Annotated in this window: 12 protein-coding genes; 2 read left to right on the plus strand and 10 right to left on the minus strand. The window is 57.6% G+C overall.

Annotated elements, in window-relative coordinates; all coding sequences use genetic code 11:
- Positions 1 to 1416: S-layer homology domain-containing protein (locus tag ABWQ15_RS13890; RefSeq protein ID WP_353909378.1), on the plus strand; the 1416-nt coding region annotated here is incomplete at its 5' end.
- 171 nt (positions 1417 to 1587) lie between these two features.
- Here ABWQ15_RS13890 and ABWQ15_RS13895 read toward each other — a convergent pair.
- The 9 genes from ABWQ15_RS13895 to ABWQ15_RS13935 all read right to left on the minus strand — a co-directional run bounded on the left by ABWQ15_RS13895 (position 1588) and on the right by ABWQ15_RS13935 (position 8782).
- A complete protein-coding gene (locus tag ABWQ15_RS13895; protein ID WP_353909379.1) occupies positions 1588 to 2322 on the minus strand; it encodes a flavodoxin family protein in 735 nt (244 codons plus the stop codon).
- Between the two features lie 190 nt (positions 2323 to 2512).
- Entirely contained in the window at positions 2513 to 2917 is a 405-nt protein-coding gene (gene atpC, locus ABWQ15_RS13900) for an ATP synthase F1 subunit epsilon (protein WP_353909380.1), read from the minus strand.
- A 36-nt stretch (positions 2918 to 2953) separates the two neighbouring features.
- Complete coding sequence (gene atpD, locus ABWQ15_RS13905; RefSeq protein ID WP_353909381.1) at positions 2954 to 4354, minus strand: F0F1 ATP synthase subunit beta; 1401 nt, start codon at positions 4352 to 4354, stop codon at positions 2954 to 2956.
- A 40-nt stretch (positions 4355 to 4394) separates the two neighbouring features.
- A complete protein-coding gene (gene atpG / locus ABWQ15_RS13910; RefSeq protein ID WP_353909382.1) occupies positions 4395 to 5273 on the minus strand; it encodes an ATP synthase F1 subunit gamma in 879 nt (292 codons plus the stop codon).
- Positions 5274 to 5279: 6 nt separating this feature from the next.
- Entirely contained in the window at positions 5280 to 6809 is a 1530-nt protein-coding gene (gene atpA, locus ABWQ15_RS13915) for a F0F1 ATP synthase subunit alpha (protein ID WP_353909383.1), read from the minus strand.
- On the minus strand, positions 6806 to 7330 hold the full coding sequence (gene atpH / locus ABWQ15_RS13920) for an ATP synthase F1 subunit delta (protein ID WP_353909384.1): 525 nt from the start codon (positions 7328 to 7330) through the stop codon (positions 6806 to 6808). The genes atpA and atpH overlap by 4 nt, the downstream gene beginning before the upstream one ends.
- Positions 7323 to 7814 carry a F0F1 ATP synthase subunit B gene (gene atpF, locus ABWQ15_RS13925; protein ID WP_353909385.1) on the minus strand — a complete coding sequence of 164 codons (492 nt, stop codon included), beginning with the start codon at positions 7812 to 7814 and terminating at the stop codon, positions 7323 to 7325. Before atpF ends, atpH begins: the two co-directional genes overlap by 8 nt.
- A 14-nt stretch (positions 7815 to 7828) precedes the next feature.
- A complete protein-coding gene (gene atpE, locus ABWQ15_RS13930) occupies positions 7829 to 8044 on the minus strand; it encodes an ATP synthase F0 subunit C (protein WP_353909386.1) in 216 nt (71 codons plus the stop codon).
- A 42-nt stretch (positions 8045 to 8086) separates the two neighbouring features.
- Complete coding sequence (locus ABWQ15_RS13935) at positions 8087 to 8782, minus strand: F0F1 ATP synthase subunit A (RefSeq protein WP_353909387.1); 696 nt, start codon at positions 8780 to 8782, stop codon at positions 8087 to 8089.
- Positions 8783 to 8949: 167 nt separating this feature from the next.
- Here ABWQ15_RS13935 and ABWQ15_RS13940 point away from each other — a divergent pair, with 167 nt between their 5' ends.
- A complete protein-coding gene (locus ABWQ15_RS13940; RefSeq protein ID WP_353909388.1) occupies positions 8950 to 9837 on the plus strand; it encodes a LysR family transcriptional regulator in 888 nt (295 codons plus the stop codon).
- Positions 9838 to 9951: 114 nt separating this feature from the next.
- Here ABWQ15_RS13940 and rpoC read toward each other — a convergent pair whose 3' ends face one another.
- Positions 9952 to 13743: a DNA-directed RNA polymerase subunit beta' gene (gene rpoC, locus ABWQ15_RS13945; RefSeq protein WP_353909389.1), complete on the minus strand. Its 3792-nt coding sequence runs from the start codon at positions 13741 to 13743 to the stop codon at positions 9952 to 9954.
- Positions 13744 to 13751 lie beyond the last annotated feature (8 nt).

Here is a 13751-nt window from a genome sequence, read left to right on the forward strand (position 1 = left end):
TATACCGTCAGCACAAATGTTTTTACCAGAACGAATTATACCTTCACCGGCTGGAATACGGAGGCGGACGGCAAGGGAACGCCTTATGCTGTGGGTGCCCCGCTGATCGGCGGCCCCGGCTCCGATGACATCTTACTCTATGCCCAGTGGTCACCCACCGGGGGCGGCAGCAATCCCGGTTCCACTGGCGGCGGTGGCGGCGGAGTTTCCACTCCCACAACGACAGCGCCCACCGCTTCCGGCGCCACCGCCACCACCACTGTGACGGCGCAGACCGGCACAAACGGCACGGCAACCGCCTCCGTCACCCAGTCTCAGGTAACCAGCGCGATCGAAAAGGCACAGGCGGCCGCGAAGAGTTCTGGAGAAGCTCCTAGTGTGGAAATCCATGTATCCGGCGGCTCCAATGCAAACGCGGTGCAAACCACAATCCCCAAAGCCGCCGTTCAGGCGATGGTTTCCGGCAAGATGGATTCCCTGACCCTGTCCGGCCCCGTGGCTGCGATGACATTCGACGCACAGGCAATATCCGCAATTGCCGGCGCGGCCTCCGGTGACGTGGCCTTCGCATCCTCCAAGGTGGATAACAGCTCGCTGTCCAACGCGGCGCGGCAGACAGTGGGCAACCACCCGGTATATAATTTCAGTGTCACCAGCGGCGGCAGCACAATTTCCCAGTTCGGCGGAGCCGTCACAGTTTCCGTACCCTATACCCCGGCGGCGGGCGAAAATCCCGATGCCATCGTGGCGTATTATATCAACGCCAACGGTGAGCCGGAGCTGATGCAGAACTGCCACTATGATGCCCAGACGGGCACTCTGGTGTTCACCACCACGCACTTTTCAACCTATGCTGTGGGCTATCACAAAGTGGCGTTCAGCGACGTGGCGGAGGACGCCTGGTGTTACGATGCGGTCACGTTCCTCGCGGCCCGCGGTATCACCGGCGGAACGACCGAAACAGCGTTCAACCCCAATGCAACCTTGACCCGCGGTCAGTTCATCACGCTGGTCATGCGTGCCTACGGTATTGAGCCGGATGAAAGCGCGGCGGATAACTTCTCCGACGCGGGCGACACCTATTACACCGGCTATCTGGCGGCGGCAAAGCGGCTGGGGATCTCCAACGGTGTGGGTGGCAACAAATTTGCCCCGAAGCAGGCCGTCTCCCGTCAGCAGATGTTCACCCTGCTGTACAACGCACTGAAGGCAATTGACCAGCTGCCCGAGGAGGATTCCGGCAAGATGCTCGCCGACTTTACGGACAGCGCAAACATCTCTTCTTATGCGCAGGAAGCAATGGCAAGTCTGGTAGAATCCGGCGCAGTGAGTGGCAGCAACGGCAATCTGCGGCCGACCGCAACGACAACCCGCGCCCAGATGGCGCAGGTGCTATACAACCTGCTGAGAAAATAATAAGATTTCTAAAGTGAGCAAGTAAAAATTGAGCGGCTGGGATTCGTTTCCCGGCCGCTCGATTTTGACTCCGCCAAGCCCGCTGTGCTGTAATTGGACGCTTCAAACTCCAAAAACACCTTCAGACCAGCGTCAGCGCTGGTTCAAATTTTTTTGTTTGATTTCGTATGCTCATTTGTTTTCCTGTTGTTCCAGATTGCCGGATTTAATTGCTATTTTCCACGGTCTTTGTTTTCCGTGCCAGCCGCGCTGTTCCCAATAGGAATAATCAGGCTCAAATCTTTTAAAGTGCTTATGTGCGAATCGTGTAGCATAAAACCAGAAACGTCCCTGCACGGACACGCCAGACCTGCCCGCGTTCCTGCGGATTTTCTCCGCTGTCACATCCGTTTCACGGTGGATTCTTCGCAAAATTTTCGCGGGGATCTCATCGGGACTTGCTGCCCGCACGCCGAAGCCCAACTGATAGATTTTTGGCACACCCCAGAACAACAGGCTGTCGTACATGTCCCTGTTCGTGCCCTTCATGCCGCCGCCTGCTGCCGTGGCAACGCAGACGCCCTGCTTGCGGAACATCTGCTCTTTCGGACGATGCACCATCCAGCGAGTGCCGTAGTGATCGAGGAAGGACATCATCTGTCCGGTGGCATGGAATACATAGACAGGACTCGCCAGAATGATGAGATCCGCTTTGTCCATGGCTTCGGTAAGTGGGCACAGTTTTTCATAGTGCGGACAGCGCGTCATGTCTGTCTTGAAGCAGCTCCAACAGCCAAGGCAGGGCTCATCAAAATCGCGGGGCAGGAAGAATTCCGTGATCTTCCCGCCAACCTTTTCTGCCAACTCCCGTGCGATCATGCGCGTACTGCCCTTGTGGTTCTGCCCATTTATAATGACGATGTTCATTTTTGCATCTCCTACCTGTTTGCGTCAACTTCTTTTATATACGGCCAGGAGACATTGTATGCAGCGCCTGGCGCCAGATATCGAAAGATTGTCTCCATCCGGCAATTTCGGAAGTATCTCAAGACAAACGTGCACTTAATTGGCAGCAACAGATAAAACCACGCGGTAACCCGCGTGGTTTTATTTATCTTTATTTTCGGCCTCGGGTTTTCAGCCTCGCCATTGCCCGGGCCAGAGCAGCCTTGGAATTATAGTATTCCTCCACGCTCTGCTTATGGCGCAGACGCTCCTCAGCGCGCTCCCGTGCCGCCTCCGCCCGTTTGATGTCGATCTCCTCAGGATGCTCGACAGAGGAAATCAACACAACGACGTATTCCGGCATAATTTCGGCGAATCCTCCTGAGACGGCCGCCAGCTGCCACTGCCCGTTCACTTTGTATTTCAGTTCTCCGGGCTCTATGGCGGTCACCGTAGGCTCATGGTCGGCCAGAATGCCGTATTGGCCATCCTGAATCGGCAGAATCAGCCCTTCGGCCAGACCGATGTAAAACTGCCGGTCCACGGAGATGATCTCCAGATAAAAGGTCTTTTCCATGAAAAAGCCATCCTTCCTTCACGGCGGCGGGGGCCGTCAGACAGCGCCCAGTTTTTTCGCCTTTTCCGCCGCCTCGTCAATCGTGCCCACGTTGCTGAAGGCGGATTCCGGATAGCGGTCAGTCTCGCCGCCTAAAATGGCCTCGAAGCTGCGCAGGGTGTCCTCCAGCTTCACATAGCAGCCCTTCAATCCGGTAAAAGCCTCTGCCACAAAGAAGGGTTGGGACAAAAACTGCTGGACTCGGCGGGCCCGCTCCACGGTGAGACGGTCCTCTCCAGAGAGCTCCTCCATCCCCAGAATGGCGATGATGTCCTGCAGCTCACTGTAGCGCTGCAAAAGCTCCTGAATGGCACGGGCGGTTTTATAGTGGCGCTCACCCACCACCTCGGGTTCCAGAATCCGAGAACTGGACTCCAGCGGGTCCACCGCCGGATAAATTCCCATCTCCACGATCTTCCGGGACAGCACGGTGGTGGCGTCCAAATGGGCAAAGGTGGTGGCGGGCGCAGGGTCCGTCAGATCGTCGGCAGGTACGTAGACAGCCTGGACCGAGGTAATGGCCCCGTCCTTTGTGGAGGTGATCCGCTCCTGCAGGGAGCCCATCTCATTGGCCAGCGTGGGCTGATAGCCCACGGCGGATGGCATACGGCCCATCAGGGCCGAGACCTCGCTGCCGGCTTGAACATAGCGGAAGATATTGTCGATAAAGAGGAGCACATTCTGCTTCTCCTGATCCCGGAAATACTCGGCCATGGTCAGACCCGTGAGGGCCACCCGCATCCGCGCTCCGGGTGGCTCGTTCATCTGGCCGAACACCAAAGCGGTTTTGGAAAGGACGCCGGAGTTGGCCATCTCGTGCCACAGATCGCTGCCCTCCCGGGTGCGTTCTCCCACGCCGGTAAAGACGGAGTACCCGCCGTGTTCCGTGGCAATGTTGTGAATCAGTTCCTGAATCAACACGGTTTTCCCAACGCCTGCGCCGCCGAACAGGCCGATCTTTCCACCCCTTGCATAGGGGGCCAGCAGATCGATGACCTTGATTCCGGTCTCCTGAATATCCACCACGGGGCTTTGATCTTCGAACCGGGGAGGCTGGCGGTGAATGGACCATTTTTCCTTTGTGGCCACTTCGCCTTTTTCATCAATGGGCTCACCCAACACGTTGAACATACGGCCAAGAACTTTTTCGCCCACCGGCACTGAAATTGGGCCGCCGATGGACACGGCTTCCATTCCCCGGCCAAGCCCCTCGCTGGGAGAGAGCATGATGCAGCGGACTGTGTTATTGCCCATGTGCTGGGCGACCTCCATCACGGCCCTCTCACCGTTCAGAGAGACCCAAATCGCGTCTCGGATGAGGGGGAGCTTTCCCATGGGAAACTCCACATCCACCACCGGTCCCATGACCTGAACGACGGTTCCCTTATTTTCAGACATAAGAATCACTCTTTCTTGACTAGTTCACGGACTCTTGCCGTTATTCCCTGCCAGCCTGCGCACCGCCCACCACCTCGGTGATCTCCTGCGTGATGGCGGCCTGACGGGCGCGGTTGTACTCCAAACTCAGCTGCCGCAGCAAATCTCCGGCATTCTTGGTAGAGGCGTCCATGGCGGACATCCTCGCCTGTTGCTCGGAGCAGAAGGACTCCACCAGCGTGCTGAACATCATGCCGTTCACATAGTGGGGCACAAGAGCGGAGAGCACCGCGGTTTCAGAGGGAACATAGTTCACCGTTCCTACGCCCTTGGTCCGTGGCTTCCACGGAAACACATCCCGATCCAGGGGCAGCAGCTTCACCTCGCGGGGCTCCAGCCTGAGCGGCGTCACCATTTCCGTGTAAATCACCCGCAGTTCGTCCAACCGCTCAAGACGGTACTCTTCCACCAAAAACCGGCCGATTTCACGGGCCCGGTGCATATTGGGGTTCTGGGCGCTATATGCAAACTCCATCTCAAAAGGAACTTTTCGTTCCCGGCACCAGGCAACCCCCACCTGTCCAACCAAAAACAGACGGCAGCCCGGATGTTCCGCCGTGGCTTTCTCCGCCAACTTCAGCACATTGTGGTTATAAGCTCCGGCCAGCCCCTTGTCGCCGGTGATCACCATATACCCGACCTTCCGCTCTTCCTCATGGACCTTGTGTCGTGCTTCCAGATAAAGATTCGGCATCTCCGGAGAGCGGTGGAGGATATCGGTAATGGTGGTTTCAATCTTTTCAAAATAGGGTTTCACGTCGCTCAGCTGCTTCCTGGCTTTGCGCAGGTTGTTGGAGGAGATCAGGTACATGGCGTTTGTGATCTTCCGAGTCTCCTGTACACTCCGAATATGGGTGCGGATCTCCTGGATGTTTGCCATGGGAGATCACCGCCCCTTCTCTTCCGCGGGCGATAGGACGCGGCGTTTATAAGCTTGCAGTTCCGTGCGGACCGTCTGCGCCGCAGCGTCCGAAATGGTGCCTGTCGTCTGAATCTCCGACATGACATCCAAATGAAGGGAATCCATCTCGTCGGCAAAACTCTGGACGAATTCTCTTACCTGCTCCAGGGGTACGTCGTCCACCAGACCTCCTGTGGCCACAAAGAGGATGACGGCCTGCCGGGACACTGGGAGGGGATGGTAAAGGGGTTGCCGGAGCAGTTCCATCATCCGCTTGCCGTGGTCCAGCAGCCGCTGCGTGGCCGGGTCCAGATCGGAGGCAAACTGGTTGAATACCTCCAGCTCCCGGAACCTGGCCAGATCAATCCGCAGGGTTCCGGCTGTCTTCTTAACGGCCTTCGTCTGCGCATCGCCGCCCACCCGGGAAACCGAGAGGCCCACGTTGACTGCAGGCCTTTGTCCGGAAAAAAACAGGTTGGTCTCCAGATAAATCTGGCCGTCGGTGATGGAAATTACATTGGTGGGAATATAGGCGGATACGTCGCCCGCCTGCGTCTCAACGATGGGCAGCGCAGTCATGGAGCCGCCGCCATACTTCTTTGTCAGGCGGCAGGCCCGCTCCAAAAGCCGGGAATGCAGGTAAAACACGTCGCCGGGATAGGCTTCGCGGCCGGGAGAGCGCTTTAAAAGCAGGGACAGTGTCCGATAGGCCACCGCGTGCTTGGACAGGTCATCATAAACGATCAAAACATCTTTTCCCTGCTCCATGAAGTACTCGCCCATGGCCGCGCCGGCATAGGGTGCAATATACTGCAGCGGCGCCGGATCACCGGCGGTGGCGGCGACGATTACCGAGTAATCCATGGCCCCGAACTTTTCCAGGGTATTGCGCACTCGGGCCACACTGGACGCCTTTTGTCCAATGGCCACGTAGATGCACACCACGTTCTGCCCCTTCTGGTTGATGATTGCGTCCACCGCGATGGCGGTCTTCCCGGTTTGCCGGTCACCGATAATCAGCTCCCGCTGGCCGCGGCCGATGGGCACCATGGCGTCGATGGCCAGAATGCCGGTCTGAAGGGGCACCTTTACCGGCTCACGGGTTACAACGCCACTGGCCTCGTGCTCAATGGGGCGGGTCTCGCTGGTTTCAACCGGCCCGCGCCCGTCGATGGGACTGCCCAGCGCGTTCACCACTCGGCCCAGCATCGCGTCGCCCACGGGCACGTCGGTGGCACGGCCAGTCCGTCGGACCGTGGAGCCCTCGCCCAAGCCGTCTTCCCGGCCCAGAAGCACGCAGCCCACACTGTCCCGCTCCAAATTCATCACCATGCCGCGCACGCCGGTCTCAAATTCCACCAGTTCCCCGTAAACGGCATTGTTCAGGCCGTAGACCGTGGCGATGCCGTCACCTACGTCCAGAATGGTGCCTGTCTCACTGCGCAGAGTCCTGTTGTCAAAAGCCGCGATTTCTTCGCGCAAAACGGAGATAATTTCATCTGATTCCATTTTCATATCATTCGCCTCTCTTGCAGCTGCCGAGCCAGGCTGCGGAGCCGGCCGCGGACGCTATGGTCATACGTGACCCCGTCGATCTTCAGGAGAAAGCCTCCCAAAAGGTCTGGGTCCGTCGTAATTTCCAAAAGAACCTGGTCCCGGTGGTGCAGTTTGCACAGGGCCGCTCTGATTTTCGCCTGCCGCGCCTCGTCCGGAACCCGAACGCACCGCATCTGACACACTGCGGTGTTATGTGTCTCCAGATCCAACGCCCGAAAAGCCTCCGCAATCTCGGGCAGGAGCTTCATGCGGCCCTTTTGCACCAGCAGGCGGTAAAAGTCCAGAAGCTGGGGAGAGTCTAAAAACAGGGGCAGGCGGGCAAGTACCCGTTCCTTTTCCCGCCAGTCAATGGTGGGGGCCTCCAGCGCCTCGCGGAGTGGAGTGCAGCCGCCGATAAACCGTGCGGCGTCCGCAAAACGCGCCGCGTCCGGAAAGAGATCATAGCAGGCCGCGGCATAGCGGCGGGCAAGCTCACTCATTCACGTCACCCGTTTCGGCAAGGAAAGCGTCCACCATAGCAAGATCGCTCTGGCCGTCCAGCTCCTTTTGCGCCACCTTGGCAGCGGCAAGCAAGGCAAGCTGGGCCACCTCTTTCCGGGCTCCCCGGAGCATGCTTTCCCGCTCTGTCTCAAGCTGTTTCCGCGTTGTCTCCATCAGCTGCCGGGCATCGGCCTGCGCCGCATCCAAAGTGAGCTGATACTGCTGCTGCGCCTGCGCCTTTGTTCTCGTCAAAAGCTCCGCGCTCTCCTGCCGAGCCTGTCCGAGCTGTTCGTCATACTGCCGGTACAGCTGCTCAGCCTGCTCTTTTTCCCGTGCAGCGCCGTCCAACTCGCTCTGGACCGCCTGCGCCCGCTGATCCAGAATGGCCGTGATCTTTCCAAACAGGAAGTGCCTGAGAAACAGCCAGAGCACCAGCAGATTCAGAATCGTAAATACAATTGTGTAGGGGTTAAAGTCCAGCACAGGGATCGTCCCCTTTACTTCAAAATGATAATTGCCAGACCGATGACAAAGCCGTAGATCGCGGTAGCCTCGGCAAGCGCACATCCAAGCAGAAGGTTGCTTCGGATCTGGCTGGCGGCCTCCGGCTGACGGGCGATGGCCTCGGTGGCCTTGCCGGTGGCAAATCCAATACCCAGACCGGCTCCAATTCCTGTTAATACTGCGACTGCTGCTCCAATTGTTACGGACATAATAAATTCCTCCTTAAAAAATCATGCTGAAATAAGTTTGATTTACGCTTCCTGCTCCAGTGCCTCTCCGGTAAAGAGGGCAGTGAGGAAGACAAACACAATGGTTTGAATGAGCCCGTCAAAAACATCGAAATAAAGGCTGAACGCCACAGGCACCGCGACGGGAACAAGCGCCTTGATAAGCTCCATGATCACAAAAGACCCCAACACGTTGCCAAACAGCCGCATACAGAGCGACAGCGGACGGATTGCAATCTCCATCACATTGATGGGCACCAACAGGGGCAGAGGCTCGGCAAATTTATGAACCCCCCTGGAAACGCCCAAAAAGCGGAAGGAGCCTCCATAGATCAAAAAGACGCTGGTTATGGCCAGAGCCGCGGTCACGCTCACATCCTTGGTGGGCGGCGTGAACCCCAGAATACCGCTCAGATTTGCGCAGGCAATATACACCGCTACCGTACCCAGCCAAGGGGCAAAGGATCGCCAGTGCTGGCCGATGTTCTCCTTGGTAAATCCGTTTAAAAAGCTCACCGCCGCTTCCAGCAGCGCCTGTACCCGCCCCGGCCGGTCCGGTTTCAGCCTCCGCGTTGCCAGAAGTACGGAGATCATGATGAGCACCATCAGAAGCCAGCTCGTCAATACCGAATCCGCCACTGGAATCCCGCCGAACACCGGGATTGTAAAGGCAGTTCTATTTTGCAGTTCCACCGTCAGCGTATTTTGAATCCCAGACAAAACAAATATCACCTCCTGTATCATTCGACAAAAGCGCACCTTTGCAGCCCTTGCTTTTATTACAGGAGCACATTATAATAACTCAGGTGTAATTTGTAAAATGTATCTTTAGAATGCTTGATATATCAAAATAATATGGCCATTTGTACAACCGAGGGATGTTTTTTATGTCAGTCAACTATGATTATTACCGAACTTTTTACTTTGTTGCCAAAAGCAGAAGCTTTACCCGGGCTGCTGGAATTATGCTGAGCAGTCAGCCTAATATTACGCGCTCCATGAACAATCTGGAGCAGGAACTGGGCTGCCGGCTCTTTGTCCGCTCCAACCGGGGTGTCACGCTGACTCCCGAGGGAAAAAAGCTGTTTACTCACGTATCTACGGCCTATGAGCAGTTGGAGGCAGGCGAGGCGGAACTGGCTAACGACAAGAGCTTGCAGAGCGGCACCGTCTCCATCGCCGCCAACGAGACAGCGCTCCACGGCATTCTTTTGTCCAAACTCCGCCAGTTACACAAGGACTATCCCGGCATCCGCATCCGCATTGCCAACTATGCCACGCCGCAAGCCGTTCTGGCTCTCAAAAACGGCCTTTTGGAACTGGCCGTGGTTACAACGCCGACCGGCGTGAGAAGACCCTTCCGGGAAATTCCGCTGAAGCCCTTCCGGGAGATCCTGGTGGGTGGACCGGACTTCTCCTTCTTAAGAGGACAGACTCTGAGCCTCAAGGACTTACAGAACTATCCGCTGATCTGCCTCGCGGCGGACACCAAGACGTTTGAGTTCTATGACCGCCTCTTTCTGGAGCACGGCCTCACGCTGCACCCGGATATGGAGACCGCCACCACTGACCAGGTACTACCTCTGGTAAAAAGTGGCTTAGGTATCGGTTTTTTGCCAGAAAATCTCGCTGCGGAGGCGCTTGAGCGCAATGAGGTCTTTCAGATTCGTCTGGCCGAATCCATTCCTGAGCGGAATATCTGTCTGGTGAAGGACACGCTCCGCCCGCTCAGCATCGCCGCGAAGGAGTTGGAAAAGCTGCTGCGGCAGACTTGATTTGGTTCGCGCATCATCAACTGGATTCATCTTAGCAGTTCCCTCATGCAAGGCAAAAAGCACCCGGACGCATAACGCGTCCGGGTGCTTTTTCAGAAATTGTGAAACAGGATCTCAGTCCTCGAACATGGGAATCTCATCCTCTGCGCCAGAGGCAACCGACGCGGGGACCAGTAACTCAGCAAATTCCTTGTAGGCCGCAAGACCGGTGCCCGCAGGAATCAACTTGCCGATAATGACGTTTTCTTTCAGCCCCAGCAGGTGGTCGACCTTGCCCTTGATGGCGGCTTCGGTCAGAACCTTGGTAGTCTCCTGGAAGGAGGCGGCCGACAGGAAGGAATCGGTAGCCAGGGATGCCTTGGTAATGCCCATCAGCAGCTGGGACCCCTCCGCGTGGCGCAGAAGCTCGCCGTCCTCCCGGCGCTCTCCGGCAGCATTGCGGCGATCAACCTGCGCGTTGGCGTCATCCAGATTCAGAACATCCACCATGGAGCCATCCAACAGCTTGGTGTCGCCGGCGTCCTCCAGACGGACCTTGCGCATCATCTGACGGACAATGATTTCGATATGCTTATCGTTGATATCCACGCCCTGCTGGCGGTACACCCGCAGGACTTCCTGAATGAGATAGTTGTACACCGAGTCGCTGCCCCGCAGACGCAGAACCTCATGGGGATTCAGTGCGCCGTAGGTCAGGGCGGTACCCTGTGCCACCCGGTCTCCGTCCTTAACGAGAAGGCCGGTATGGGGAACGGCATAAATCCGATTATCGCCGTCGTCGGCGGTAATAATGATGTTCAGGAGGCTGCCCTTTGTGGCTTCCTCAAACTTGACGACACCCGCAATCTCTGCCAGCTGGGCCATCCGCTTGGGCCTGCGGGCCTCAAACAGTTCCTCGACACGGGGAAGGCCCTGGGTAATGTCGCCGCCGGCCAGACCGCCGGTATGGAACGTACGCATGGTCAGCTGCGTACCGGGTTCGCCGATGGATTGGGCGGCGATAATGCCAACCGCCTCGCCGGGGCCCACGGGCTGCGACGTAGCCAAGTTCATACCGTAGCACTTGGCGCACACGCCGCTGTGGGCGCGGCAGGTCAGGACAGTACGGATCATGACGATGGGTTTGCTTCCCTCCACCGTTGGGTCGAAGGTGCAGGCATCGCCCTCGCGATGGTTCTCCTGAACCCAGTGCCGGGTCTCCAACAGCTTCGCGTCGCTTTCGTCCATCATCTTCTCACTGGAGATTAGTTCCGCGCCCGTGTCCGCGTCGTAGACATTGCTCACCAGGAAACGGCCCCGCAGACGGTCAGAGAATTTCTCGATGACCTGTCCATTCTCGCTGATCTCAGAGACTCGGATGCCGTGAGTGACGCCGCAGTCCTGCTCGCGGATAATGACATCTTGAGAAACGTCCACCATACGGCGGGTCAGGTAACCGGAGTCGGCGGTACGCAGAGCGGTATCGGCCAGACCCTTTCGGGCGCCTCTGGAGGAAATGAAATACTCCAGAGCGGTCAGGCCCTCGCGGTAGTTTGCCTTAATGGGGATTTCAATGGTACGTCCGGCAGTGTTGGCGATCAGGCCGCGCATACCGGCCAGCTGACGAATCTGTTTCATGGAGCCGCGGGCGCCGGAGTCCGCCATCATGAAGATAGGATTATAGCGGTCCAGATTTTTCTGCAGGGCGTCGGAGACCTCGTTGGTGGTCTTTTCCCACTCGGCCACCACTTGCTTATAGCGCTCCTGATCGGTCATGAAGCCCATTTTGTACTGGCTCTCAATATCCAGAATCCGCTTTTCAGTTTGGGCGACCAGCTCGTACTTAATGGGAGGCACGGTCATGTCCGCGATGGACACAGTGATAGCGGCCCGCGTGGAGTACTTATAACCGGTGGCCTTGACTGCGTCCAGCACTTCGGCGGCTATGGTGAACCCGTGCTTGTTGATGGTGCGGTCCACAATTTTGCCAAGTTCTTTCTTGCCGCACTGGAACGTGATTTCATAGTCCAGGGCCTTTGCGGGATCACTGCGATCCACAAAGCCCAGATCCTGAGGAATATTGCGGTTGAAGATGATACGGCCCGCGGTGGCCCGGATAATACCGGTGTGCTCCACGCCGTCCAACACCCGGGTGACTCGCACCAGTATGGGGCAGTGGGGCCCAATGTCGCCGTTATTATAGGCCATCAGGGCCTCGTTCTCGTTGGCGTACACATGGGTAGGCAGGAAGGTGGCCTCCTGCTTTCCGGCGTCCTTAGCCGCTTTATTGGCTGCAAGGAATTCGTCGGCGTCCACCTCTGCGCCCACAAACAAGCCGGTCTCGCCGACGCTGTCCACATAGACGGCCTCCGCCCCGGTCTCGGCTTTGCCTATGCGCTCATAGGTCAGGTAGTAGGAACCCAGCACCATATCCTGCGTGGGAACGGTAACGGGACCGCCGTCCTGAGGCCTCAGGAGGTTGTTGGCAGAGAGCATCAGAATACGGGCCTCAGCCTGCGCCTCGGAGGACAAAGGCACATGGATCGCCATCTGGTCGCCGTCGAAGTCGGCGTTAAAGGCCGTGCAGTTCAGGGGATGCAGCTTCAGGGCGCGACCGTCCACCAGCACCGGCTCGAAGGCCTGAATGCCCAGCCGGTGCAGCGTAGGCGCGCGGTTCAGCATGACGGGGTGGTCCTTGATAATGACATCCAGAGCATCCCACACCTCGGCAGTGCCCTTGTCCACCATCTTCTTGGCGGACTTGATGTTGTTGGCGGTGCCATCCTCTACAAGCTTCTTCATAATGAAGGGCCGGAACAGCTCCACAGCCATCTCCTTGGGCACGCCGCACTGATAGATCTTCAGCTCGGGTCCGACTACGATAACGCTTCGGCCGGAGTAATCCACGCGCTTGCCCAAGAGGTTTTGGCGGAAGCGGCCCTGCTTGCCCTTCAGCAGATCGCTGAGGGATTTCAGCGCCCGGTTGTTGGCGCCGGTGACGGCGCGGCCCCGACGTCCGTTGTCAATCAGGGCGTCCACGGCCTCTTGAAGCATCCGCTTTTCATTGCGGACGATGATATCGGGGGCGTTCAGCTGGATCAGCCGCTTGAGACGGTTATTCCGGTTGATGACCCGGCGGTAGAGATCGTTCAGATCGGACGTTGCAAACCGGCCGCCGTCCAGCTGCACCATGGGGCGCAGCTCGGGCGGAATCACCGGCAGCACGTCGATGACCATCCACTCCGGTTTATTGTGAGAGATGCGGAAGGCGTCCACCACCTCCAGCCGCTTGACGATCCGGGCCTTTTTCTGCCCGGCGGCGTCCTTCAGCTCGGTGTGGAGCTGCTGAGAGAGGGCTTCCAGATCCACGTCCTGAAGCAACTTCTTCACGGCTTCCGCGCCCATTCCGGCCTGGAAGTCGTCCTCATACTTCTCCCGATAGTCCCGGTACTCCTTCTCAGAAAGGATCTGATCCTTCATCAACGGCGTCTCGCCGGGATCGGTGACAATATAGTTGGCAAAATACAGGACCTTTTCCAAAATCCGGGGACTGATATCCAGCAGCAGGCCCATCCGGGAGGGGATACCCTTAAAATACCAGATATGGGAAACGGGGGTGGCCAGTTCGATGTGGCCCATACGCTCACGGCGCACTTTGGCCCGGGTGACCTCCACGCCGCAGCGGTCGCAGACCTTGCCCTTATAACGGATCTTCTTATACTTGCCGCAGTGGCACTCCCAGTCCTTCGTGGGCCCGAAAATCTTTTCGCAGAACAGACCGTCCCGCTCAGGCTTCAAAGTGCGGTAGTTGATCGTCTCCGGCTTCTTGACTTCGCCGTAGGACCACTCCAGAATCTGCTCAGGAGAGGCCATGCCGATCTTAATGGCGTCAAAAGCAACATAGTTGCCGGTAGTAGTGTCAATCATATGGTTTC

The organism is Oscillibacter sp. (assembly GCF_040505565.1).
Lineage (GTDB): Bacteria > Bacillota > Clostridia > Oscillospirales > Oscillospiraceae > Oscillibacter.